This is a genomic window from Curtobacterium sp. MCSS17_006, assembly GCF_003234215.1.
GTDB classification, from domain to species: Bacteria; Actinomycetota; Actinomycetes; order Actinomycetales; family Microbacteriaceae; genus Curtobacterium; species Curtobacterium flaccumfaciens.
Genome location: NZ_QKSO01000003.1, coordinates 15311 through 40309, shown reverse-complemented (window position 1 = coordinate 40309; position 24999 = coordinate 15311). Strand labels below are relative to the sequence as shown.

Here is a 24999-nt window from a genome sequence, read left to right as displayed (position 1 = left end):
CCCGCGCCCGCCGCCCGCACCGCACCGCACCCGGAGTTCACCCGGCGGCGACGCCGGCGGCACCCGGAGTTCACCCGGCAGCGCCACACTCGACCCCGGCGCGGGAACGTTCCCACACGGCCCGCCCGCACGCCCGCACGCCCGTAAGCCCGCACACCCCACGCACCACGGAACAGGGAGAACCCACGTGAAGACCCGAGTCCTCGCCGGCCTCGCCATCGCGGCAGCCGCGACCGTCGCACTCTCCGGCTGCGTCCAGAGCGCCAACGCCTCGAACGCCTCCGACACCGACGGCACCACCGACCTCACCGTGTTCATCAGCGGCGACACCAACGTCCAGGACCTCTGGGACAAGTCGCTCATCCCCGCCTTCGAGAAGGCGAACCCGAAGATCCACGTCAGCACGAGCATCGACCTGCACGGCGAGCACGACGCCCAGACCCAGGCGAACCTCGCCACCGCGGTCAAGGCCGGCAAGTCCGTCGCGTACGACCTCGTCGACGCCGGCTTCGTCACCACCGCCGGCAAGGCCGGGCTGATGGCACCGGTCAGCGACAGCACGATCCCGAACCTGAAGGACGTCCCGGACGCCACGAAGCAGCAGGGCGGCGACAGTGCCATCCCGTACCGCGCCTCGAGCGTGCTGCTGGCGTACGACGCGAAGAAGGTCACGGACCCGCCGAAGACCCTCGACGACCTGCTCGCCTGGATCAAGGCCAACCCGGGCGAGTTCGCCTACAACTCCCCGTCGTCCGGCGGCTCGGGTGGCTCGTTCGTGGCCACGGTGCTCGCGAAGTACCTGACGCCCGCCGAGCAGGAGACGATGCAGACGAAGTACGACAAGTCGCTCGAGTCGAAGTGGGACAAGGGCTTCGCGGCCCTGAAGGACCTCGGCCCGTCGACGTACCAGAAGGGTGTCTACCCGAACGGCAACGACCAGGTCGTGCAGCTGCTCGGCAGTGGCCAGATCGCGATGGCCCCGGTCTGGAGCGACCAGTTCATCACCTCGCAGAAGACCGGCATCATCCCGAAGACCACCAAGGCCGTGCAGATCGACGACCCGTCGTTCACCGGCAGCGCGAGCTTCCTCGGCATCCCCAAGACCGAGCCGAAGGCCAAGAAGGCGGCAGCCGAGAAGCTCGCCGACTTCGTGCTCAGCGCGAAGGGGCAGCAGCTCGTCGCGAGCGCCGTCTCCGGCTACCCGGTGATCCCGCTCGACAGCCTGCCGGCGTCGGTCGCCGAGCAGTTCGCCGACGCGAACCCCTCGCAGCTCCGCCTCGGGTTCCAGAGCGACTTCGCCGCCGACATGAACGCGGCGTGGGACGCGAAGGTCCCGCAGTGACCCAGACCGTCCAGGACGGCCCGGCAACCGGCCGGGAGGCCCGTGGCGACTCCGCCACGGGCCTCCCGCCCGTCCCGCCCCACGCCCAGGGCCCGGCGCACCCCGCCAGCGGGCGCACGGCGCAGGAGCGGCTGGCCCGCCGCCGGCGCTGGCAGGGCCTCGCCCTCGTCGCCGCCCCGGTGCTGGTCGTCGTCCTGTTCGTCGGCGTCCCGGTGGTGAACGCCGCGCTGTTCAGCCTCGGGTTCACCGGCGGCCTGAACCAGGCGCTCGCCGACATCGGCGGCGACACCGTGCGCGGCTTCTCGTTCGGGGTCTACGCGACCCTGCTCGGCAACGCCACGTTCCTGCGTGACCTGGTCGCGACGCTCGGGGTCACCGCACTGTCGACCGGCCTGACCGTGGGGCTCGCCGTCGTCGTCGCGGTGATCCTGCGGCTCCGCGGCGGCTTCCTCGGCAAGACCCTCAGCGTCCTGGCCGTGGTGCCGATCTTCGTGCCGGTGGTCATCGCGAGCTGGTCGATCCTGACCTTCACCGACGCGCAGGGGTTCCTCCGCAGCCTCGGTGCGCAGTTCGGCCTGGACGTCCCGGTGTGGGGCTACACCCTCGTCGCCGTGGTGTTCGGCAGCGTCTGGACCAGCCTGCCGTTCGCGGTGCTCATGATCGCCGGGGCGCTGCAGGGCACCCCGGACGCCCTGGTCGAGGCCGCGAAGGACGCCGGGGCGAGCACCTGGCGCGTCGTCTGGCAGGTGCTCCTGCCGATGGCCGCGACCCCGCTCGTCATCGCGACGACGTTCACCGTGATCGGGGTGCTCGGTTCGTTCACCGTGCCGTACTTCACCGGTCCGAACGCGCCGACGATGCTCGGCGTCGACATCTCGAAGTACTTCCAGGCCTACAACCGTCCGCAGCAGTCGACGGCGATGGCGTTCATCGTGTTCGCGTTCGCCGCGGCCGCGAGCGTCTTCTACCTCCGCTCGACGGTCCGCTCGAACGCGGGCGAACTCGACAAGAAGCGTCAGGAGCAGCAGTGATCAAGCGTCTGACCGGCAACGCCCTCGTCTGGGCGACCGCGATCGTGCTGGCCGTGTTCATCCTCGGGCCGCTCGTCTGGCTGGCCGCCCGGGCCTTCGCCACGACGTGGACCTACCCGAACCTGCTGCCCGACGGCTGGACCCTGCAGTGGTGGGGCACCGTGTTCGAGGACCGCAGCCTGGCCGTCGCGGTGCAGAACTCGCTCGTCCTCGCCCCGCTCACGGTCCTCATCGCCGCCGTGGTCTGCCTGCCCGCCGCGTGGGCGATCAGCCGCATCGAGTTCCCGGGGCGGCGGCTCGTGCTCGTCGGACTGTTCGCCACGAACGCGTTCCCGAAGATGGGCCTCTTCGTCACGATGTCGGCGATGTTCACCGCGCTGAACCTCATGAACACGGTCACCGGGATCCTGATCGTGCACGTCCTGGGCTGCGTCGTCTTCATGACGTGGCTGCCCGCCGCGGCGTTCTCGGCCGTGCCGCGGTCCCTCGAGGAAGCCGCCCGCGACGCCGGGGCCAGCCGCTGGCGCACCTTCTGGAACGTGACGTTCCCGATCGCCTGGCCCGGGATCCTCGTCGCGATGGTGATGTCGTTCCTGGCGTCCTTCGACGAGGCGCAGGGCACGTACCTGGTCGGCGCCCCGACCTACATGACGATGCCGACGGCGATGTACTCGCTCGTCCTGAACTCCCCGCGCCAGGTCTCGGCGGTGTTCGCGATCGCGCTGAGCATCCCGTCCGTGGTCCTGCTGCTGCTCGCCCGGAAGCACATCATGGGCGGCCGCCTGGCGGACGGCTTCCAGATCCGATGACCCGGCCGCGACCGACCGGGCCGACACCCGGACCGACACCGATGACCCACACCAGCACGAAAGGCGACCAGATGACGGACGCAACGCTCGTCGCGGAACGCGCACCGGGCCTCCAGGCCGACGGCGGCACGACGGACCGGACCCGATCCGGCGGCCTCACCATCCGCGGACTGCGCAAGACGCTCGGCGGACGCGACGTCGTCGCCGGCATCGACCTCGACGTCGCGAAGGGCGAGCTCGTCTCGCTCCTCGGGCCGTCCGGCTGCGGCAAGACCACGACGCTCCGGATGGTGGCGGGGTTCCTGCCCGCCGACGGCGGCGTCGTGACCATGGGGGACCGCGACGTCACGTCACTCGGTCCGGAGCGCCGACCGAGCGCGATGGTGTTCCAGAACTACGCGCTCTGGCCGCACATGACGGTGACGCAGAACGTCGCGTTCCCGCTGCGGACCCGACGGGTGCCGAAGCAGCGGGTCGCCGAGCGGGTGCGCGACGCGCTCGAGCTCGTCGGCCTCAGCCACCACGCCGGCTCGAAGCCGACCGCGATCTCGGGCGGTGAGCAGCAGCGCGTGGCCCTGGCCCGCGCCATCGTGCAGGAGCCGGACGTCCTGCTCCTCGACGAGCCGCTGTCGAACCTCGACGCGAAGCTCCGCGTGAGCGTCCGCGACGAGATCCGCCGCATCCAGCAGCGGCTCGGCATCACGACCGTGATCGTGACCCACGACCAGGACGAAGCGCTCAGCATCTCCGACCGGATCGCCGTGATGCACGACGGCCGCATCGAGCAGATCGCGACCCCGACCGAGCTCTACGCCCGCCCCGCCACGAGCTTCGTCGCGTCGTTCATCGGGTCGACGAGCGTCGTCACCGGCCGGTTCCTCGCCGGCACGTCGGTCAGCCCGACGGCGGCCGACACGGTGCTGGTCCGCCCGGAGCAGGTCGTGCTCACCGACGACTCGCCGATCCGTGCGACGGTCGCGCGGGTGCTCATGCGGGGGCACTTCGCCGAGGTCGTGCTCAGCACCGATGGCGCGGAGCTCCGCGCCTACGTCACCGGGCCACCGCCGGCGGTCGGCACCGAGACCGGGGTGCGCCTGGGCGAGGTGCTCGTCCACCGCGACGGCGTGCTGCTCGAGGTCGCCCGATGAGCGCGGGGGTTCCGACGTCGACCGTCTCCGCTGCGGCTGCGGCTGCGGCTGCGGCTGCGGTCGACCGTGTGGTCGCCACCAGCCCGGACGGGAGGCCCGGCGTGCGTCCGCCACGCCTCGTCGCCCACCGCGGTGCGCCGCGCGTCCGGCGCGAGAACACCCTGCCCGCCATCGCGGTCGCCGAGGCGCTCGGCGCCGAGGTGATCGAGGTCGACGTCCGTCGCACCGCCGACGGCGTCGCCGTCCTGCTGCACGACGAGACCCTCGGCCGGATGTGGGGCGACGCCCGCCGGGTGTCCGACGTCGACTGGTGCGACGTCGCCCGGCTCGGCAACGGCCTCGACCGGATCCCGCGGCTCGACGGTGCGCTCGAACGGCTCGACGGCTGCCGGTCCACCCTGCTCGTCGACCTGACCGACGCCGAGGACGCCCTGGTCGCCGCCCGCACCGTCGCGGGCTTCACCGGCTCCACCGCGGTGGCCTGGTGCGGGGCGCCGGCGGCGATGGCGGCCGTCCGCTCCGTGCTGCCCGATGCCGACGTCTGGCTGGCGTGGGAGTCGCTCGAACCGCCCGTGTCGGCGGACCTCGAGGCGCTCGACCCCTCGACGCTCAACCTCGACGTCGCGTTCCTCACCCCGCGCACCGTCGAGGTCGCGCACGCCCTGGGCCTGCGCGTCGCCGTCTGGACCATCGACGACGTCGAGCCCGCGATCTGGGCAGCCCGGCTCGGTGTCGACTCGATCACCACCAACGACGTCGGGTCCATCGGAGCGGCCCTGTCGGCGGCCGAGCGGGACGGCTGGCCCGAGCGCGACCGGGAGCCCACCGAGACCGAGGTCGCCTCGCGCGCCCAGGCCCTGGCCCACCGCATCGCCCACGAGGTGATCGCCTACACGCGTGAGCACCCGGTCAGCGAGGTCCACACCAAGGCGAACGCCGCCGACCTGGTCACCGACGTCGACCGCCTGGTGGAGCAGCACGTCCGCTCCCGCGTGCGGATGGTGTTCCCGACGCACGGGTTCACCGGCGAGGAGTACGGCGAGGCCCCCGGCGACCGGCACCGCTGGTTCCTCGACCCTGTCGACGGCACCACCAACCTGGCCAACGGCGTGCCCTGGACGTCGATGTCGCTCTGCCTGACCCGTGGCGGCCGTCCGCTCGTCGGCGTCGTCGCGGACCCCTGGCGCGGCGAGGTGCTCGAGGCCCGACGCGGCCGCGGCGCCACCCTGCGCGACCGCCAGCTCCGACTCGACGACACACCCCGTCCGCTCGCCGGTGCCGTCGTCGGCACCGAGCTCGACGGGCACCGCCCGTGGCCGGGGTTCGGGGCGTTCCTCGACGCCCTGGCCGACCGGTCTTGCACGCTCCGGGTGCAGGGATCGGGGACCTTGACGATCGCCCAGGTCGCGGCCGGGCGGGGGATCGGCGGCTGCGTCTCGGCGTTCAACCCGGTCGACCACGGTGCCGCTGTGCTGCTCGTGCACGAGGCGGGGGGCGTCGTACTGACGCCGTCCGGCCCCGTCGAGGGCTTCCCGCCCGTGGGGGAGCCGTTCCTGGTGGCGCACCCGGGGGCCGCGGACGAACTGCACGCGGTGTGGACGGCGGCGCTCGCCGCGGGGTGAGCCACGCGGCGCACGGTGCGGGGTCTGCGATCCGGTGCGGGGTTGGCTGGCGGGTGCAGTGCTGCAAGTGCGCACGGGCCTGGGAACCGCGCACGGGGTGTGCAGGTGCGCACGGTGCGGACTGGAGGCACGGTGCCAGCCCGGCACGCGCCTCCCCGCCGGTGGGTGGTGCGCACGGTGCGGGGTCTGCGATCCGGTGCGGGGTCGGCTGCTGGGTGCGGTGCTGCAAGCGCGCACGGGGCTGGGAACCGCGCACGGGGTGCGGAAGTGCGCACGGTGCGGACTGGAGGCGCGGTGCCAGCCCGGCACGCGCCTCCCGGCCGACTCTGAGCGGGCGCTCAGTCAGCCGACGCCGGGGGTTCGTAGTGTTGCAGTCCACGACGGGTCCGACCGGGCCCACCGTGCACCCGAAGGAGCATCGACCATGGGATTCCTCGACCGCCTGCTCGGACGTCCGGAGCGTGACCGATCCGCTGACGCACAGCAGAACCAGTGGGGGCAGCCGCCGCAGCAGCAGGGCTACCGGTACGGCCAGCAGTCCTACCAGCAGCCGGCACCGGCCGCACCGCAGGGCGGCCAGTACGGCGTCCCGCAGTGGGGCGGTGCACCGACGCAGCAGCAGGGCGCGACGACCGACGACGAGCGTGCGGTCGAGCGTTACCGCTACCTGCTCCGCACGGCACCGCCGGAGCGCATCGAGGAGGTGCACGCCGAGGCCTTCGCCAAGCTGACCGACGAGCAGCGGCGCATGGTCTACGACGAGTTCACCCGGACCGCGCCTCCCGGTGAGGCGCCCCGCGGTGACGACCCCCGCTCGCTGGCCCAGTCGGCGACCCGCTCCGAGATCCGCCAGCCGGGCTTCATGGAGCGCTCGCTCGGCGGCGTCGGCGGTGGCGGCGGACGCTTCGGCGGCCAGCGAGGCGGTCCGTCGTTCGGCAGCATGATCGGCGCCTCGATCCTCGGGACCGTGGCCGGCTACGTCATCGGTTCGGCGATCATGAGCGCGTTCCTGCCCGACCCCGGTTCGTTCGATGGCGGTACCGACGCTGCGGGTGACGGTGGTTCGGAGGACACTGGTGCTGAATCCGGTGATGCCGGGGCGTCCGACGGCGGCGCATCCGACGGCGGCGGCTTCGACAATGCGGGCTGGGGCGACAGCGGATCCGACTTCGGCGGTGGCTTCAGCGACTTCGGTGGTGGTGACTTCGACGTCTGAGTGACGTCCGTCGCTCCACCGGACCCCCGGGTACCCACCGTGTCCGACGAAGGAGCGACATGGCCATCATCGAAGCCTCCGGGCTGACCAAGACCTACAAGTCGAAGTCCGGGCCGGTGCACGCGCTGGCCGGACTCGACCTGTCGGTGCCGCAGGGCACCGTGAAGGCGCTGCTCGGGCCGAACGGCGCCGGCAAGACCACGGTGGTGAAGGTGCTGACCACCCTCATCACGCCCGACTCGGGCACCGCGACGATCGACGGTATCGACGTGATCGCCGACCCGCAGGCCACCCGGCGGTCCATCGGGGTGTCCGGGCAGTACGCGGCGGTCGACGAGAACCTGACCGGGTTCGAGAACCTCGAGATGATCGGGCGGCTCTACCACCTGGGCCGCCGGACAGCGCGCGATCGTGCCCGGGAGCTCATCGACGTTTTCGACCTGTCCGAGGCGGGGGACCGTCCGGTGAAGGGCTTCTCCGGCGGCATGCGGCGACGCATCGACCTCGCCGGGGCGCTGGTGATGAACCCGCGCGTGCTGTTCCTCGACGAACCGACGACGGGCCTCGACCCCCGGAGCCGTCTGGCGCTCTGGGGGATCATCGAGGACCTCGTGGCCGAGGGTGCGACGGTGCTCCTCACCACCCAGTACCTGGAAGAAGCCGACCGGCTCGCCGACGACATCGCGGTCATCGACGACGGGGCCGTCATCGCGGAGGGCACCGCGGACCAGCTCAAGGCGCAGGTCGGCGGCCACCGCGTGGTCGTGACCCTGGTCGACGAGGCCGACGGCGACGCGGCGACGACGGTGCTGCGCCGGTACGGGGTCGGCGAGGTCGAGACCTCGGGCGACGGCCGAACCCGTGCCATCGCGGTGGAGGCCGGTCCGGCAGCCCTGCAGCGCGTGCTCGCCGACCTCGGCGAGGCCGGCATCGAACTCCACGACGCCGGCATGCGACGCCCGACCCTCGACGACGTCTTCCTCCGCCTGACCGGGCACGCCGCGACGGACGACGACGCCGGCGAACCCGCGGCCACCAAGCAGAAGGAGACGGCACGATGACCACCACGTCCCTCGCGCCGGGCCGCCAGCTGCCCGTCGTCGTCACCTCACCGCTCGCCGTCTGGGTCGAGGACGGCTGGACCGTCACCAAGCGGAACCTCATCAAGCTCAAGCGGTCGCCGGACATGCTCGTGTTCGCCGTGCTGCAGCCGATCATGTTCGTCCTGCTGTTCAGCCAGGTGTACGGCGGCGCCATCCAGGTGCAGGGGACCGACTACACGCAGTTCCTGATGGCGGGGATCTTCGCGCAGACCGTGGTGTTCGGTGCGACGTTCTCCGGGTCGGCGATGGCGCAGGACCTGAAGGAGGGGCTGATCGACCGGTTCCGGACGCTGCCGATGTCGGCGTCCGCGGTCCTTGTCGGGCGCACCAACTCCGACCTCGTGCTGAACTCGATCTCGATGGCGATCATGATGCTCACCGGGCTCGCGGTCGGGTGGCGGGTGAACTCGTCGCCGCTCGAGTTCCTGGCCGGCATCGCCCTGCTGCTGCTGTTCAGCTACGCGTTCAGCTGGGTCATGGCGCTGCTCGGCATGAGCGTCAAGACGCCCGAGGTCATCAACAACGCCTCGTTCATGATCCTGTTCCCGCTGACGTTCATCTCGAACGCGTTCGTGCCGAGCGACACCCTGCCGCTGGTGCTGCGGGTGTTCGCGGAGTGGAACCCGGTGTCGTCGCTCGTGCAGGCCGCGCGGGAGCTGTTCGGGAACGTCGGGTCCGCCCCGGTGCCGGACATCTGGACGATGCAGCACCCCGTGCTGACGGTGCTGATCGGGATCGCCGTGATGCTCGTGGTGTTCGTGCCGTGGGCGGTGAACAAGTACACCCGCATCAGCGCGAAGTGAGGCCATGGGCGGTCAACAAGGCTGCGCCATCCACCCCAGGATCAGCGCGAAGTGACGCCGGCGTGGGCGCTCAGAGCAGCTTGCGCTGCAGCGCCCACGCCGTCAGCTCGTGCCGGTTCGACAGCTGGAGCTTCCGCAGGACCTTGGACACGTGTGTCTCGACGGTCTTCACCGAGATGAACAGCTCCGTCGCGACCTCCTTGTAGGCGTACCCCCGCGCGATGAGCCGCATGACCTCCTGCTCGCGCGCGGACAGGCGGTCCAGCTCGGCGTCGTGCTGCGCCGTCTCGCCGCTGACCGCTCCGAACGCGTCGAGCACGAAGCCGGCCAGGCGCGGCGAGAACACCGCGTCCCCGTCCGCCACACGGGTCACAGCCTCGGCGACCTCGGCACTCGACGAGCTCTTCGTGATGTACCCGCGGGCGCCGGCGCGGATGACCCGCACCACGTCGTCGGCGGCGTCCGACACGCTCAGCGCGAGGAACCGGGTGTCCGGGTTCTCCGGCGCAGAGCGCGTGATGACCTCCGCACCGCCGCCGCCGGCGCCGCCCGGCAGGTGCACGTCGAGCAGGACGACGCGTGGGCGGGTGGCCGCGACGAGCGTCACGGCTTCGTCGACGGTCGCCGCCTCACCCACGACCTGGAGGCCCGGTGGCAGTCCGGCGCGCACGCCGGCTCGGAAGATGGAGTGGTCGTCGACGATCGCGACGGTCAACGGGGCGGGTTCGGTCATGCGTGCTCCTCGTCGTGGGCCGCGGGTGCGAGCGGCAGGGTCAGCCGCACCTCGGTGCCGGTGCGGCCGGGCCCCGGCACGATGGTCGCGTGGCCGCCGAGGCGCTGCATCCGGCCGACGATCGACTCGCGGACGCCGTACCGGCCCGCGGGCACCGCGTCGACGTCGAAGCCCGGGCCGCGGTCGCGGATGCTGAGCTCGACCCGGTCGCCGGCGGTCTCGGCGTACACGCTCACGGCCCCACCGGCGTGCCGGGCGGCGTTGAGCATCGCCTCGCGGGCGGCGGCGACGAGCCCGTCCGGCAGGTCGCTGCGGGCGGGTCCGACCGCGATGACGTCGATGCGGGCAGGGTACTCGGCCTCGATGTCCACGGCCGCGTCCCGCAGCTGCGCACCGAGGTCGCGTGCCGGTTCCGCCTGCTCGGTGAAGAGCCAGGACCGCAGCTCGCGTTCCTGCGCCCGGGCCAACCGCGCCGCGTCCGAACCCGGTTCGGCCTTCTGCTGGATGAGGGCGAGGGTCTGCAGCACCGAGTCGTGCAGGTGCGCCGCGAACTCGGCCCGCTCGAGGTCGCGGACGCGGGCGGCGCGTTCCTCGGCGAGGTCGCGGACGAGCCGGACCACCCACGGGGCGACCACGACGGCGACCCCGACCAGGACGGCCACCGCGGCGGTGAGCACGGTCCAGACGTTCGGGCGGCTGCTCGTCGTGAAGAACAGCAGGATGCCGAGCACGACGAGCACCAGGGCTCCGAGCGCCCGGACGACGAGGGCGGATGACCCGGCCGTGCGGACGTTGCGGAGCGCGTCGAACTGCCGCCAGGCGAGTGCGGCACCGGTGACGACCACGACGCCGGGGACGATGACCTCGAGGGGGACGGCCACCCCCATCCGCGCTGCGACCACCGCGCCAGCGGCGGCGAGCAGGGCCACGCCGAGCAGGATCTCGACGACCGGGGCATGCCGGGCGGACGCGGTGGTCTCGTCCTGGTCGACGACGGCGGCCGGGGTCAGCACGGACTTGAGTGGTGCGCTGCCGGCGGCTGCCCCGACGGCCGCGCTCGGCACGGTCGCCCAGAGCCAGGCGTAGAGCAGCAGCCCGGCGCCACCGCAGACCACCAGGACCGCGGTGGCGAGCCGGACGGCCCCGACCGGCAATCCGGTGTGCGCCGCGAACCCGCTGCAGACCCCGCCGACGACCCTGGGGGTCGGGCGCGTCATCGTCGCGGTGGCCATGGGGCAATCCTGGCACCCGGACGGCCCCCGCAACAGTGTTCGGGGCCGGGATCAGGGACCGGTCAGGGGGAACCCCGATGGTGTCGGCGCAGCACTGCCGGGATGCTGGTGGCCATGACCGATCACCAGCACGACTCCGCTCCCGGCACCGCCGCCGGCAGCGCCGACTCGACGACCCGGTTCTTCGACTGGGTCCGTGGCCTCGGCATCGCGCGCACCGACGACCGCTGGCTCGCCGGCGTGTGCGGTGCCGTCGCCCGCCGCACCGGGCTCGACCCGCTCGTGGTCCGCGGCGTGACGATCGTCGTCGCGCTGCTGGGCGGGCCGGTCTTCCTCGCCTACGCCGTTGGCTGGGCGCTGCTGCCCGACACCGCCGGACGTATCCACGTCGAACGGATGATCCGCGGGGTCCTCGACCCGGCACTCATCGCGATCGGCGCCTTCGTGGCACTCACCTTCGTGCCCGCCGCCCGCGGCCTCTGGTGGCAGGGGGTCCCGGACGCCTGGGGGATGCCCGGCTGGCTCGAGGCGACCCTGGCCACCGCGTGGAGCATCGTGCTCGTCGGCGGGATCGTCTGGCTCATCGTGGTCCTGGCCCGACGCGGGGTGGACGGCGAGCGGACCGCGAGCACGGGCACCGGCACCGGCACCGACCCGACCGCTGCCCCGCGGGGCGACTTCTGGACCAGCCCCGAGGAACCGCACCCGGCCCGGAACGCGTGGACCGCGGAGGCGACCGGCGCGACGGACGCGGGACGGGCCTCCTGGCAGTGGGGTGCACCCGCGAGCCCCGAGGACCGGCGACGGCAGCACGAGGAGCGGATGCGCGCCGAACGCGAGCGGGCGGCCGAACGGCGGGCCGAGCGGGTGGAGCGGCGACCCGGGGCGGCGTACGTCGCCGTGTCCCTCGGACTCGCGCTCGTCGCCGGAGCCGGGGTCGCGTTCTGGGCGCAGCAGGCCGGGTGGTCCGTCCCGGTCCTCGGGATCGCCGCGGCGCTCGCGGTGCTGGCGATCGCCACGATCGTCGCCGGGATCCGTGGCCGTGACGACGACGTGCTCGGACTGTTCTCGACGGTCGCCGCGGTGGCCCTCGTGGTCACCGGGGTCCTGCCCGCCGGCACCCAGGTCTCGCTCATCGGTGGCACCACGTGGCAGGTGGAACGGGCTGCGTCGGGGACCGAACGGAACTTCGCGATGCTGGCCGGCGGTCCGACGCTGGACCTCCGCGAGCTCGAACCGTCGGCGGTCGGGGGCGACGTGAGCCTCTGGCTGGGCGCCGGCGGAGCCGAGGTGCTGCTGCCGACCGACCTGCCGGTGCGGGTCGAGGTGAGCGGCGTCGGCTACGGGGTCGACACCGGCGGAGGCGACGACGACGGCACCGGTGGGGTGCTCCGGACCACCACGCTCGAGAACCGTGCGGCACGCACGGCCGATGCGGACGAGACGACGACGGTGCACCTGTGGATCCTCGGCGGCGGCGTCGAGGTGCCTCGGGCGATCACGGTCGGCGAGTGAGGAACGGGACGATGACGAACGACGGAACGACCAACGACGAGGCGACTGCACCGATGGCTCCACCGGCGGCTCCCGACGGGCCCGTCCGGCGGCCCGCACGCCGTGGCGCACGCTTCGGCACGATCCTGTGGGGCGTCCTGATGCTCGTGTTCGCCGGGGCGATGGCCGTGAGTGCGCTGCCGATGTTCTCAGTGGACACCACGACCCTGCTGCTCGCCGCCTGCATCGCCGCCGGCGTGCTGCTGGTCGTGGCCGGGATCGTGGCGACACTGTCCCGCACACGGCGGTAGTGGGAGCGCCCCGTCCACAGGACCGTCCGGGTGTGCACGGGGGTCACCCGGACGGCTTAGCATCATCCACGTGACCGCGACAGACGCCGAGCGGGCCGCCCAGCGCGACGCCACCGAGCAGCCCCTCGACCGCAGCACCCGCCTGCGCCGGTGGATGCTGCACGGGGCCGACCAGGGAGCCTCCCACCAGGGCCCGCACCAGGTCGAGGTCGAGAAGACCCACCCGTGGTGGCGGGTCATGTGCCTGACCGGCGTCGACTACTTCTCCACCCTCGGGTACCAGCCCGCCATCGCCGCGCTCGCCGCGGGGCTGCTGTCGCCGATCGCGACGATCGTCCTCGTGCTCGTCACGCTGTTCGGGGCGCTGCCGGTCTACCGCCGGATCGCGCACGACAGCTTCCGGGGCGCCGGGTCGATCATGATGCTCGAGAAGCTCCTGCCGTGGTGGGCGGGCAAGCTGCTCGTGCTGGTGCTGCTCGGGTTCGCCGTGACGGACTTCATGATCACGATGACCCTGTCGGCGGCCGACGCCACGGCGCACATCGCCGAGAACCCGTACACGCCCCACTGGTTCACCGAGATCCCGGTGCCGCTCACCCTGGCACTGCTGCTCCTGCTCGGCATCGTGTTCCTGCGCGGGTTCAAGGAGGCCATCGGCATCGCGGTCGGCCTCGTCGCGGTGTTCCTCGCCCTGAACGCCGTCGTCATCATCGTCGCCCTCTGGCACGTGTTCGAGAACCCGATGGTGGCGAGCGACTGGTGGTCCGGGCTGACGGCGCAGCACAGCAACCCGCTCGTGATGGTCGGCATCGCCCTGATCGTGTTCCCGAAGCTCGCGCTCGGGCTCTCCGGGTTCGAGACCGGTGTCGCGGTGATGCCGCAGGTCCGCGGCGACGCCACCGACGACACCAGCGACCGACCCGAGGGCCGGATCCGTGGCACCAAGCGCCTGCTGACCGTCGCGGCGCTCATCATGAGCTCGTTCCTCATCACGTCGTCGATCGTGACGACGTTCCTCATCCCGCAGCACGAGTTCCAGCCGGGCGGCGGTGCGAACGGGCGCGCCCTGGCGTACCTGGCGCACGAGTACATGGGCGGCGTGTTCGGGTCGATCTACGACTTCTCGACCGTCGCCATCCTGTGGTTCGCCGGCGCGAGTGCGATGGCGGGGCTCCTCAACCTGGTGCCGCGGTTCCTGCCGCGCTACGGCATGGCACCGCAGTGGGCGCGTGCGGTGCGTCCCCTCGTGATCATCTTCACGCTCATCGCGTTCGTCATCACGATCATCTTCCAGGCCGACGTTGACGCGCAGGGCGGCGCCTACGCCACCGGCGTGCTCGTGCTCATCACGAGCGCCGCGGTCGCCGTGACGCTGTCCGCGCGCCGCAAGCAGCAGCGCAAGCGCACCATCGCGTTCGGCGTCATCTCGGTCGTGTTCGTCTACACCACCGTCGCCAACGTCATCGAGCGGCCCGACGGCGTGCGGATCGCGGCGATCTTCATCATCGCGATCGTCGTGGTCTCGCTCATCTCGCGCGTGCGGCGTTCGTTCGAGCTCCGGGCGTCGTCGATCGAGCTCGACGCGACCGCCCGCCAGTTCGTCGAGGCCGACGCCGACCAGTTCAGCTCGGTCTGCATCATCGCGAACGAACCCGGTGCCGGCACGGCCGAGGCGTACCGGGCGAAGGGGCGCGAGGAACGCCGCGACTCCGGCATCCCCGCCCGCGTGCCGACGATGTTCCTCGAGGTCCTGCCCGCCGACTCCTCCGACTTCGAAGAGGACCTGGTGGTCGAAGGCCACGTCATCCACGGGTTCCGCGTGCTCAAGGTCCGCTCCGGCAACGTCCCGAACACCATCGCGTCGACGCTCCTCGCCATCCGCGACCTCGCCGGGGTGGTGCCGAGCATCTACTTCGAGTGGAACGAGGGCAGCCCGATCCGCAACGCCCTGCGCTTCGTGTTCACCGGTGCCGGCGACGTCGCCCCCGTCACGCGCGAGGTCCTGCGCGAAGCGGAACCCGAAGTGAACCGACGGCCGAGCGTCCACGTCTCGTGAGCCACGGACCGGGCGCGGGGCGTGCCTCCAGGCCCGTCGGCGGCCTGGCGGCGATCGCGGTCGCCGCAGCGGTCTGGGGCACCACCGGGACCGCGACGCACTTCGCGCCCGGTGTGCCGGCGTTCGTGTTCGGTGCGGTCACCTTCGGGCTCGGCGGCCTCGTGCTCGCCGCGACCGCGGGCCGGGGCACGCTGCGTGCCGTCGCCCAGCGCCGGACCCGCGGCTGGGCACTGCTCGGCGCCGCGTCGCTCGTGGTCTACGCGGTCGCGTTCTACGCGGCCCTCGCCGACGCCGGGGTCGCGCTCGGCACGACCCTGGCCATCGGCTCGTCGCCCGTCTTCGCCGGCCTGGTCGAGTGGGTCATCGACCGCAGAGGCGTCACCCGGCGGTGGGTCGTCGCCACCCTGGTGAGCGTGGTCGGCATGGTCGTCGTCACCCTCGCGCGCTCCGAGCACGACGGCGGCGGGCGGTCACTCGCGGTCGGCGTCGGCAGCGCCCTGGTCGCCGGTCTGACGTACGCGCTGTACTCGTGGGCGGTGGCGCGGGGGATGCACGCCGCGACGAGCCGCATGCCGATCGCCGTCGGTCGCGCGGAGTCCGACACCATGCCGGTCGGCGGGGACGTCGGGGTCGCGGCCGCACGGGCTGCCCGCGGGCCGAACGAACGCGGGCTCGTCGGCGCGGTGTTCGGGGTGGCCGCGGTGCCGCTCGTCGTGCTCGCCGTGGTGGCGGGCGGGCCGTCCCTGACCGACGCCGGCAACTGGCCGGTGTTCCTGTACCTGGCGCTGGTGCCGACGGTGATCGGGCACTCGCTGTACGCGCTCGGCCTCCGGACGGTGACCGCGTCGGTCGCGACGCTGCTGTCGCTGCTCGAGCCCGTCGTGGCCGCGGTGCTCGCGGTGCTCGTGGTGGGGGAGCGCCTGGGCGTCGGCGGATGGGCCGGCATCGTGCTGGTGGTCGCCGGGCTGTCCGTGCTGGCGCTGCCCGCGCGGCGCGCCCGCTGATCAGCGGCGGCGCCCGGCGCCCGCGCGTCAGCCGTCCAGGATCTGGTCCCGCACCTTCCGCCGCAGCACCTTGCCGATCATCGAGCGCGGCAGGTCCTCGACCACGACGACCCGGCGCGGCACCTTGTACGCCGCCAGGTGCTCGCGTGACCAGGCCCGGAGCGCGGCCGCGTCGAACGTCGAGGGGTCCTTCGGCACGACCGCCGCGACGACCTGCTCGTTGCCGCCCTGCGTGATGCCGACGACCGCGACCTCCTTGACGCTGGGGTGCTTGAGCAGGGTGTCCTCGACCTCGGACGGTGACACGTTGAAGCCGCCGGTGATGATGAGTTCCTTGAGGCGGTCGACGATCCGGACGTACCCGTCGGCGTCGATGGCCACGATGTCACCGGTGCGGAACCAGCCGTCGGGCGTGAAGACCTCGTCGGTGGCCTCGGCCTTGCCCCAGTAGCCGCGGAACACCTGCGGGCCACGGACCTGCAGCTCGCCGGGCTCGTCGATGCCGAGCACCTTCGTGTCGTCGTCGGGGTCGACCACGCGCGCCTCGGTGGAGGACAGCGGCAGGCCGATCGACCCGAGTCGACGCTCGGGGGAGACCGGGTTGGCCATCAGGACCGGGGAGCACTCGGACAGGCCGTAGCCCTCGACCAGGTAGCCGTCGGTCCGGGTCTCCCACGGTTCGACGATGTCCTGCGACAGCGGCATGGCGCCGGAGATGCCGATCTCGATGCCCTTGAGCGACACCTTCGCCGAGTCGGCCGCGTGCTGCAGCCGCGCGTAGATCGGCGGCACGGCCGGCAGGAACGTCGGCGGGTGGCGCTTGATCGCCGTCAGGACGAGGGCGGGGTCGAACGCGGGGAAGAGCACGAGCCGCGAGGCCATGCTCATCGCGAAGGTCAGGCAGAGCGTCAGGCCGTAGGCGTGGAACATCGGCAGCACCGCGTACACGACGTTGTCGCCGCGGCGGATCTGCGGCACCCACGCCCGGGCCTGCGCGGCGTTCGCCAGCAGGTTCCGGTGGCTCAGCACCGCGCCCTTCGGCGTCCCGGTGGTGCCGGACGTGTACTGGATCAGCGCGACGTCGTCGGTGGCCGGCCGCGGGTGCCGCTTCGACAGCTTGCGGGTGTCGGCGAGGTCGTCCCACTTGACCGTGCCGCGCACCTTCGCCGTCAGCTTCGCGCGGGACTCGCGGGCCTTCGCGACCGGCAGCGCCAGGGCGAGCCGGGTGCTCCGGGGCATGGCGCGGGTGATGTCGACCGAGACGATCGCGTCCAGGTGCACGTCGGCCGGGAAGTCCTGTAGCGTCGCGACGGACTTGTCCCACGCGATGGCGACCTTGGCGCCGTGGTCCTCGAACTGGTGGCGGAGCTCCCGCGGCGTGTACAGCGGGTTGTGCTCGACCACGATCGCACCGAGCCGCAGCACCGCGTAGAACGCCACGATGTGCTGCGGGCAGTTCGGCAGGACGATGGCGACGCGGTCACCCGCGCCCACGCCGAGCTTCCGCAGGCCGTTCGCCGCGCGGAGGATCTGCTCCTCGAGGTCGGCGTAGCTCGTGGTGCGCTTGAAGAACTCGAGGGCGACCTGCCTGGGGAACTTCCGGGCCGACTGCTCGACCAGGTCGTACAGGGAACCACTCTGTTCCTCGATGTCGTGCGGGACCCCCGGGGCGTACGAGGCAAGCCAGGGACGAGGCGTGTCGATGCTCACCCGACCCAACCTAGTGGGCCACCCCCGTGCACGCTGGGAGGGCCACTTTGCGCGATGCCACCCCCGCGCCCAGGTGACGGACGGAACATGACGACATGTCCACTGTCTCCGACGTCTTCCGGTCCCGCCTCAACCGGACGTTCACGGGTGGTTCGACCGGCACGGAAGCCTGGATGGACGACCTGGAACACGGCACCGACGCGGGCTTCTTCGGTCCGGGCTCGGCCACGTGGGCGGTGCACGGTGGGAGCCACGGCATCGTCGCCGGCGTGCGGGCACTGCTCGTCCAGGCGCTGCACCCCGGCGCGCTCGCCGGTGTCGCCGACCACTCCCGGTACCGCGAGGACCCGTTCGGTCGCCTGGCGGGCACCAGCCGGTGGATCGCCACCGTCACGTACGGCGACCGGCAGACCGCCCGCAGCGGCAGCGACTGGGTGCTCCGGCTGCACGAGCGGGTCCGCGGGCAGTACGTCGACGCGCACGGCACCGCCCGCCCCTACGCGGCGAACGACCCGGACCTGGCGCGGTGGGTGCACCTCGCCTTCACGGATGCGTTCCTCCGCGCCGCCCAGCGCTGGGGAGGCCCGATCCCCGGAGGCGCCGACGCCTACGTCCGCGAGTGGGCCGAGGCCGGGCGGCTCATGCGCATCGTCGACCCGCCCGAGTCCGAGGCGGAGCTCCGTGCCCAGATGAACGGATACCTCGACCGCGGTGAACTCCTGGTCGACTCGCGCACCCGCGACGTCGTCCGGTTCATCAAGGACCCGCCGCTCTCCCGCCTGCTGCGACCCGGCTACCGCGCGGTGTTCCAGGGCGCCGTGTCCACGCTCGACCCGCGGCACCGGTCGCTCCTCGGCCTCCGTGCGCCGATCGTCGGCCCGGTGGAGCTGCCGGTGGTCCGCACCACGAAGCTCGTGCTCGACGGGATCGGTGCGGTGCTCGACGACCAGACCGGTTCCGAACGGGCCGCGCGGCGGCGCATCGCGCGCCTGCAGCGCGCCGACGGCAGCGCGGTCGCCTGACCACGGCGGTCACCGCGACCACGTGACGGACGGGAGGCACGGTGCCAGCTGGCACCGTGCCTCCCGTCCGCTCGTGGGGGCGTCAGAAACCCGACGGCACCCGGGGCGTGTAGGCGGACTCGAGTCGCGTGACCTCGTCGTCGGTGAGCGTCAGCGAGGCGGCTGCGACCGCATCGTCGATGTGGTGCTCCTTCGTCGCGCCGACGATGGGCGCGGAGACCGCGGGCTTGCCGGCGACCCAGGCCAGGGCGACCTGCGCCATCGGGACGCCGCGCTCGGTGGCGACGGCCTCGACCGCGTCGACGATCGCACGGTTGGCGTCCTCGTCCTGCTTGTAGAGGGTCTTGCCGAACTCGTCGGTCTGCGCGCGCGAGCCCGACCCGGAGGCGTCCCAGGGGCGGGTGACGCGACCGCGGGCGAGGGGGCTCCACGGGATGACGCCGACGCCGGTGTGCTCGCAGAAGGGGAGCATCTCGCGCTCCTCCTCGCGTTCGAGCAGGTTGTACTGGTCCTGCATGCTCACGAACTTCGTCCAGCCGTGGCGCTCGGCGGTGTGCTGCATCTCGGCGAACTGCCACGTCCACATGCTGCTCGCGCCGATGTAGCGCGCCTTGCCGGCCTTGACGACGTCGTGGAGGGCCTCCATGGTCTCCTCGATCGGCGTCACCGGGTCGAAGCGGTGGATCTGGTACAGGTCGACGTAGTCCGTGCCGAGCCGGGTCAGGGAGGCGTCGATCTCGTGCATGATCGCCGCGCGGGACAGCCCGGCGCCGTTCCGGCCGGGACGCATCCGGTTGAAGACCTTCGTGAAGACCTGGACGTCCTCGCGCGGAGCCAGCTCGGCGAGGAGCGTGCCGGTGATCTCCTCGCTGCTGCCGTCCGAGTAGACGTTCGCGGTGTCGAAGGTCGTGATGCCGGCCTCGAACGCGCGACGGACGAACGGGCGGGCCTCGTCGATGCCGACGCTCCAGGCGTGCGAGCCGCGGTCCGGGTCGCCGTACGACATCATGCCGAGGACGACGTTGCTGATCTCGAGCCCCGAGTTGCCGAGGCGCTTCGTGTCGGTGGTCATGCAGTCACTCTGGCATCACGGCCTGTGACGGCGAGCAGGCGGACCTGGAGCGGGGAGTCCTCGGTGACGTCGACCGGGGGTGCGTACAGGCCGGTGGCGGCGAGGTCCTCGATCTGCGGCTCGAAGTACTCCCACACGGCGCGGACGAGCTCGTCGGGCAGGGACTCCTCGGTGCCGGTCGCACGGGCGAGGTCCCACGTGTGGATCGTGATGTCGCTCGTCTGCTCGGTGAGGTACTGCGAGGCGGGCACGACGTCGGTGCTGAGGTGCACGGGGGTGTCCTGCGGGGCGTTCCGCCAGGCGTCGGTGGCCGCCGTGGCGAACCGGTGCCACTCGGCCACCAGGTCGTCGCCGATCGGCTCGAGGTCGGACTGGGCCTGGGCGTAGTCGCACCCGGTCAGGAGCTTCGGGATCCAGCGCTGCTCGTCGACGACGTGGGCGACGAGGTCGCGGGTGGTCCACTCGGAGTCGGGGGTGGGGGCGTCCCAGTCGGCGACGGCGGCGACGCGGCGGCCGAACTCGGCTGCCGCGAGGGCCTGCATCGCGATCCAGTCGGTGGCCATGGTGGTGCTCCTGTTCGTCGTGCGGGCGTGCTCGTGGTTGGTGCGTTCCGTGCAACTCGGGGTCCGGCGTGCGGATTCCCTCGGTGTCGTCGCACGTGCCAACGTTACGCGGGGGCGGGGGCCGGACGGGGGCCGGTCGGCGCTCGGTCGCTCGGTCGCTCGTGCCCGCTGGTGCGCGCTCGTGCGCGCGCCCTTGCCCTTGCTCGCGCCTTCGTGCTGCTCCGTGGGACCCCTTGCGCGAGCGGGCGAAATGCCGCACTTCGTCTCCGTTGTGTCCCGGGCATTCCGCCCGCTCGGCCGCGCTTCCGATCTCCGCCGGGGTCGCTCGCCCACCTCCCGCCCGGGTCCTTGCGCGAGCGGGCGAAATGTCCGGCGTGCTACGGGGATCGTCATGGTGTTTCGCCCGCTCGTAAGCATGTGCGTGTGCGTTCGGCGTGGGGGTCGGGGTTTGCGTGGGCACGGGCTCCGGCGTGGGCGTGATCGCGGGGATCGGCGTCGACTTCGGCGCCCGGCATCTTCGAGCGGGCGGAATGCCTGACGAGACAGGACGAGGCTCCGGGGTGTTTCGCCCGCTCGTGGTCGGGGGGAGCGGCGGGCAATGAAGAACGCCCCGACTCCGTGCGGAGTCGGGGCGTTCTTCTCGGGTTCGGGGAGTGCTGCTCGGTGCCCTCAGTCGGGCGTTGAGTCAGAGGTGGCTCAGGCCGCCTGGAGGACGAACTGGACGTCGAGGTTGATCGTGACGTCGTTGCCGAGCGTGAAGCCGCCGGCCTCGAGCGCCGCGTTCCAGTTCACACCGAACTCGGTGCGGTCGATCTTCGTGGTCGCCTCGGCACCGAACTTGACCTGGCCGTAGCCGTCCGTGGTGAAGCCGCCCAGCTCGGCCTTGAGGACGACCGGCTTGGTGACGCCGCGCAGGGTCAGGTCGCCCGCGATGTGCAGGTCGTCGCCCTTCGCCTCGATGCTCGTCGAGCGGAAGGTCAGCTGCGGGTGCTCCTCGGTGAGGAAGAAGTCGCTCGTCTTGAGGTGCTGGTCGCGCTGCTCCTGGCCGGTGTTGATCGACGCGACGTCGATGTTGGCCTCGACGGTCGACTCGAGCGGGTTCTCGGCGGTGACGACGGTGGCGTCGAACGTCTCGAACTTGCCCTTGACCTTGCTGATGGCGAGGTGGCGGACCGAGAACGTGACCTCGGAGTGGGTCGGGTCGATCTTCCAGGTGCCGGTCTTGTAGCCGGGAACGGTGTCAGCGGTGAGCGTCATGGTGGTCCTTCTTCCGAACGAGAGTCTGCGGTGCGACGCGTTCCATGCGCCTGCATCGAGTTGATACTACGACAGTGTGCACCGTTTTGGTTGAAGCGTCAACCATTGTTCACCCAAGTGTCGCAAACCGCGTGTCGTGGGCTCCTCTGGCGCCGACCTCGAGCAGCCGACGGATGCGGTCCACGAAACGGTCGACGCCGTGCGCGACGTCGTCTGCTGTTGCTCTGACGAGCCACCAGTCGACGTCCTTGAGGTGCTCTCCGCGCGTCAGGTCCTTCCGGAAGGTGGCTGGATCGGTCCGGTGCAGATCGCTCTCGTACTCGATCGCGACCCTGGCCTCGGGGTAGGCGAGGTCCACACATGCGACCCACTGCCCGTCGACGACGACATCGTGGTTGAGTGCCGGTTCCGGGAGTCCGCGGCGGACGAGTGCCAGCCGTGTCCGGGTCTCTCCGGGAGACCGAGATCCCCTCCGGACCTCGTCGAGCGCGAGGCGGAGCTTCACGATCCCGCGGATGCCCCGTCGTCGTCGGACGGCCTGGACGAGTTCGTCGAGCGTCGCCCAGCCGAGCCACCCCACGAGCGCATCGCCCGCGACGATGAGTTCGTCGAGCGTCAGCATCGAGCCCAGTGCGACGAACGTGTCGGCCGGAGTGGTCAGTGGCACTCCTCGTGCGATCGTCGCGCGGACAGATCCGTACCGGGCTCGGTGGCCAACCGTGGCGCGGACCCGGAGCGCTTGGTCGGTCCCGATCGTCGTGACGTGCAACCGCTGATCGCGTTCGAGACGACGGGGGAGCGGAACGCCGATGATCGCTGCCGCAGTGACGTGACTGAAGACCTGATCGGGGCGGAGTCGAGGAGCGAGCGCCCTTGCGCGTTCATCCACGGACTCCGGTGGGAACGCTGATCGGATGCCGTGGAACGGGCGGACGAGATCTCGAGCCTCGAGTCGGCCCCGCGAAACGCCTCTGTGCAGCGCGTCCCGTACCCGGAACGAAGCGTCGCGGAGTGCCATCGGGAGTCGGCGTCTTGCGGTCATCTCCACAGCGTGACGGCGAGCCGACCCCGAGGACGGGAGTCGGGCCTCCTCTGTGGACGACTTGCCCGCCCTCGCCCATGTGGAGGGACAGTTGCCCCCGCGAGCGGGCGAAACACCGTGCCGGCTGCCGACCGCACCGCGGTGTTTCGCCCGCTCGCGGGGGTGGAGGCGATCGCAGGGAGCGCGGAAGTCGCAGCCCGGGGTCATCCAGGCGAGCGGGCGAAATGTGTGGGTCGGCTGGCAAGAGCACCGTGGCATTTCGCCCGCTCGCGGGTCCCGACCCCGACCCGACCCGACCACCGCACACGCCCCACACGCCCGCCACCCCGACAGGCACTCGCGGGACCCCTCACGTGCGCGCTCACTCCAGTAGCGTCGGGAACATGGAATTCAGGTACCTGGGCAACTCCGGACTCAAGATCTCCGAGATCACCTACGGCAACTGGCTGACGCACGGCTCGCAGGTCGAGAACGACGTCGCCACCCAGTGCGTGCGGGCAGCGCTCGACGCCGGCATCACCACGTTCGACACCGCGGACACGTACGCCAACACCGCCGCCGAGACCGTCCTCGGCGAGGCGCTCAAGGGCGAGCGACGCCAGTCCCTCGAGGTCTTCACGAAGGTCTACTGGCCGACCGGCCCGAAGGGGCACAACGACGTCGGCCTCAGCCGCAAGCACATCATGGAGTCGATCGACGGCTCGCTCGAGCGACTGCAGACCGACTACGTCGACCTCTACCAGGCGCACCGCTACGACTACGAGACCCCCCTCGAAGAGACGATGCAGGCCTTCGCCGACGTCGTCCGCCAGGGCAAGGCGCTCTACATCGGCGTCAGCGAGTGGTCTGCCGAGCAGATCCGCGCCGGTGCCGCACTGGCCAAGGAACTCGGCTTCCAGCTCATCTCGAACCAGCCGCAGTACTCGATGCTGTGGCGGGTCATCGAGGGCGAGGTCGTCCCCGCGTCGAAGCAGCTCGGCCTGTCGCAGATCGTCTGGTCGCCCATCGCGCAGGGCGTCCTGACCGGCAAGTACAAGCCGGGTCAGCCCCTGCCCGAGGGCTCGCGTGCCACGGACGAGAAGGGCGGCGCGGACATGATCAAGCGGTTCATGCGCGACGAGGTCCTCGAAGCCGTGCAGCGCCTGCAGCCCGTCGCCGACCAGGCCGGCCTCACGCTCGCGCAGCTCGCGATCGCGTGGACCCTGCAGAACGAGAACGTCGCGAGCGCCATCGTCGGTGCCTCGCGTCCGCAGCAGGTCACCGACAACGTCAAGGCCGCCGGCGTCAAGCTCGACGCGGACGCCCTCGCGGCGATCGACGAGGCACTCGGCGACATCCCGGAACGGGACGCGTCCAAGAACGTGTCCCCGTCGTCGCGCCCCGCGTAGACGCAACCGACCGACGGACGGGAGGGCCGGTGCCAGCTGGCACCGGGCCTCCCGTCCGTCTCGGTGCGTGTCCAACCCGCCCACGTCCAGGCGAGGACCGGTCACGCTGACCGTGTTCGCAGCGCGCTCCGCGGAGGAGCGCAGCCTCCGTTCGGTACATTCGGGTGGAGCACGAGGAGCACCATGAGCGAGACCCTGGTCATCATCCCGACCTACGACGAAGCCGAGAACGTCCGGCCGATCGTCGAGCGCACGTTGGCCGCGACCGACGACTCCGTGCACGTGCTCGTCGTCGACGACAACTCACCCGACGGCACCGGCGACATCGCGGACGCCATCGCCCGCGAGACCGACCGGGTGCACGTCATGCACCGCACCGTCAAGGACGGCCTGGGCGGCGCGTACCTGTCCGGCTTCGCGTGGGGCCTGGAACACGGCTACGCCAAGCTCGTCGAGATGGACGCCGACGGCTCCCACCACCCCGAGTACCTGCCCTGGATGCTCGAGCTCGCCGACTCGAACGACCTGGTGCTCGGCTCCCGGTGGATCAAGGGCGGCAAGGTCGAGAACTGGCCCTGGTACCGCCTCCTGCTCTCCCGCGGCGGCAACCTGTACACGCGGCTCGCCCTGGGCATCGCGGTGCGCGACGCGACCGGCGGGTTCCGGGTGTTCACCTCGCGGGCGTTCGAGCGGATCGACCTCGCCGGGGTCGCGTCGAAGGGGTACTGCTTCCAGGTGGACCTGTGCTGGCGTGCCCTCGAGGCGGGTCTCCGGGTCGTGGAGACCCCGATCACGTTCACCGAGCGGGAGTTCGGCGTCTCGAAGATGAGCGGCAACATCGTGCGCGAGAGCCTGGCACTCGTGACGAAGTGGGGCATCGACCGCCGGATCCGCGAGACCCGCTCCCTGGTGAAGGACCACCGCAAGCTGCCGTCCGTGCGGAAGAACGCGCACGCGGTCGCCGACCACGCGGGCTGACGCCGGGGACACGCGAGCGCCTGCACGCACGAACGGCGACGGACCCGGGGGGTTCGTCGCCGT

General features: G+C 71.7%; 22 protein-coding genes. 15 read left to right on the top strand and 7 right to left on the bottom strand.

Going from position 1 to position 24999, the window contains the following annotated elements; all coding sequences use genetic code 11:
* Positions 1-187: 187 nt before the first annotated feature.
* The 8 genes from DEJ21_RS04045 to DEJ21_RS04010 all read left to right on the top strand — a co-directional run bounded on the left by DEJ21_RS04045 (position 188) and on the right by DEJ21_RS04010 (position 9074).
* Positions 188-1342 (top strand): extracellular solute-binding protein, encoded by a 1155-nt coding sequence (locus tag DEJ21_RS04045; RefSeq protein WP_111223790.1) that lies wholly within the window; start codon positions 188-190, stop codon positions 1340-1342.
* Positions 1339-2373, top strand: coding sequence for an ABC transporter permease (locus tag DEJ21_RS04040; RefSeq protein WP_111223789.1), 1035 nt, complete (start codon positions 1339-1341; stop codon positions 2371-2373). The genes DEJ21_RS04045 and DEJ21_RS04040 overlap by 4 nt, the downstream gene beginning before the upstream one ends.
* Positions 2370-3182, top strand: a complete 813-nt coding sequence (locus tag DEJ21_RS04035; protein WP_111223788.1) for an ABC transporter permease — start codon at positions 2370-2372, stop codon at positions 3180-3182. The genes DEJ21_RS04040 and DEJ21_RS04035 overlap by 4 nt, the downstream gene beginning before the upstream one ends.
* A gap of 71 nt (positions 3183-3253) precedes the next feature.
* Entirely contained in the window at positions 3254-4330 is a 1077-nt protein-coding gene (locus tag DEJ21_RS04030; protein WP_258374871.1) for an ABC transporter ATP-binding protein, read from the top strand.
* Entirely contained in the window at positions 4327-5952 is a 1626-nt protein-coding gene (locus DEJ21_RS04025) for an inositol monophosphatase family protein (RefSeq protein ID WP_111223786.1), read from the top strand. Before DEJ21_RS04030 ends, DEJ21_RS04025 begins: the two co-directional genes overlap by 4 nt.
* Before the next feature lie 424 nt (positions 5953-6376).
* A complete protein-coding gene (locus tag DEJ21_RS04020; protein WP_111223785.1) occupies positions 6377-7168 on the top strand; it encodes a hypothetical protein in 792 nt (263 codons plus the stop codon).
* A gap of 59 nt (positions 7169-7227) precedes the next feature.
* The gene (locus DEJ21_RS04015) at positions 7228-8229 is read left to right on the top strand and encodes an ATP-binding cassette domain-containing protein (protein WP_071405483.1); all 1002 of its coding nucleotides are present in this window, start codon (positions 7228-7230) and stop codon (positions 8227-8229) included.
* A complete protein-coding gene (locus tag DEJ21_RS04010) occupies positions 8226-9074 on the top strand; it encodes an ABC transporter permease (RefSeq protein WP_051596514.1) in 849 nt (282 codons plus the stop codon). Before DEJ21_RS04015 ends, DEJ21_RS04010 begins: the two co-directional genes overlap by 4 nt.
* 70 nt (positions 9075-9144) lie before the next feature.
* Here DEJ21_RS04010 and DEJ21_RS04005 read toward each other — a convergent pair whose 3' ends face one another.
* Together DEJ21_RS04005 and DEJ21_RS04000 are read right to left on the bottom strand one after the other, a co-directional pair.
* Positions 9145-9807: a response regulator transcription factor gene (locus tag DEJ21_RS04005; RefSeq protein ID WP_110864486.1), complete on the bottom strand. Its 663-nt coding sequence runs from the start codon at positions 9805-9807 to the stop codon at positions 9145-9147.
* A complete protein-coding gene (locus DEJ21_RS04000) occupies positions 9804-11039 on the bottom strand; it encodes an ATP-binding protein (RefSeq protein ID WP_111223784.1) in 1236 nt (411 codons plus the stop codon). The genes DEJ21_RS04005 and DEJ21_RS04000 overlap by 4 nt, the downstream gene beginning before the upstream one ends.
* Before the next feature lie 114 nt (positions 11040-11153).
* Here DEJ21_RS04000 and DEJ21_RS03995 point away from each other — a divergent pair, with 114 nt between their 5' ends.
* The 4 genes from DEJ21_RS03995 (at position 11154) to DEJ21_RS03980 (ending at position 15904) form a co-directional block, all read left to right on the top strand.
* Positions 11154-12554, top strand: a complete 1401-nt coding sequence (locus DEJ21_RS03995; protein ID WP_181435775.1) for a PspC domain-containing protein — start codon at positions 11154-11156, stop codon at positions 12552-12554.
* Positions 12555-12565: 11 nt separating this feature from the next.
* Positions 12566-12844 (top strand): hypothetical protein, encoded by a 279-nt coding sequence (locus DEJ21_RS03990; protein WP_111223782.1) that lies wholly within the window; start codon positions 12566-12568, stop codon positions 12842-12844.
* Between the two features lie 154 nt (positions 12845-12998).
* Entirely contained in the window at positions 12999-14900 is a 1902-nt protein-coding gene (locus DEJ21_RS03985; protein WP_239001484.1) for an amino acid transporter, read from the top strand.
* Positions 14897-15904, top strand: a complete 1008-nt coding sequence (locus tag DEJ21_RS03980; protein WP_111223780.1) for a DMT family transporter — start codon at positions 14897-14899, stop codon at positions 15902-15904. Before DEJ21_RS03985 ends, DEJ21_RS03980 begins: the two co-directional genes overlap by 4 nt.
* 27 nt (positions 15905-15931) lie before the next feature.
* Here the strand turns inward: DEJ21_RS03980 and DEJ21_RS03975 are convergent, their stop codons facing one another.
* The gene (locus tag DEJ21_RS03975; RefSeq protein WP_111223779.1) at positions 15932-17614 is read right to left on the bottom strand and encodes a long-chain-fatty-acid--CoA ligase; all 1683 of its coding nucleotides are present in this window, start codon (positions 17612-17614) and stop codon (positions 15932-15934) included.
* Positions 17615-17709: 95 nt separating this feature from the next.
* Between DEJ21_RS03975 and DEJ21_RS03970 the strand changes: the two genes are divergently transcribed.
* Complete coding sequence (locus DEJ21_RS03970; RefSeq protein ID WP_111088182.1) at positions 17710-18636, top strand: oxygenase MpaB family protein; 927 nt, start codon at positions 17710-17712, stop codon at positions 18634-18636.
* Positions 18637-18718: 82 nt separating this feature from the next.
* Here the strand turns inward: DEJ21_RS03970 and DEJ21_RS03965 are convergent, their stop codons facing one another.
* The 4 genes from DEJ21_RS03965 to DEJ21_RS03950 form a co-directional block, all read right to left on the bottom strand.
* Entirely contained in the window at positions 18719-19708 is a 990-nt protein-coding gene (locus DEJ21_RS03965) for an aldo/keto reductase (protein ID WP_111223778.1), read from the bottom strand.
* Positions 19705-20271 (bottom strand): TIGR03086 family metal-binding protein, encoded by a 567-nt coding sequence (locus DEJ21_RS03960; protein WP_111223777.1) that lies wholly within the window; start codon positions 20269-20271, stop codon positions 19705-19707. The genes DEJ21_RS03965 and DEJ21_RS03960 overlap by 4 nt, the downstream gene beginning before the upstream one ends.
* A gap of 696 nt (positions 20272-20967) precedes the next feature.
* On the bottom strand, positions 20968-21528 hold the full coding sequence (locus DEJ21_RS03955) for a YceI family protein (RefSeq protein WP_027464630.1): 561 nt from the start codon (positions 21526-21528) through the stop codon (positions 20968-20970).
* A gap of 109 nt (positions 21529-21637) precedes the next feature.
* Positions 21638-22195, bottom strand: a complete 558-nt coding sequence (locus DEJ21_RS03950; protein ID WP_111223776.1) for a hypothetical protein — start codon at positions 22193-22195, stop codon at positions 21638-21640.
* Positions 22196-22953: 758 nt separating this feature from the next.
* Here DEJ21_RS03950 and DEJ21_RS03945 point away from each other — a divergent pair.
* Positions 22954-23958: an aldo/keto reductase family protein gene (locus tag DEJ21_RS03945; RefSeq protein WP_071405490.1), complete on the top strand. Its 1005-nt coding sequence runs from the start codon at positions 22954-22956 to the stop codon at positions 23956-23958.
* A gap of 183 nt (positions 23959-24141) precedes the next feature.
* Positions 24142-24936, top strand: coding sequence for a polyprenol monophosphomannose synthase (locus DEJ21_RS03940; RefSeq protein WP_071405494.1), 795 nt, complete (start codon positions 24142-24144; stop codon positions 24934-24936).
* Positions 24937-24999: the final 63 nt, after the last annotated feature.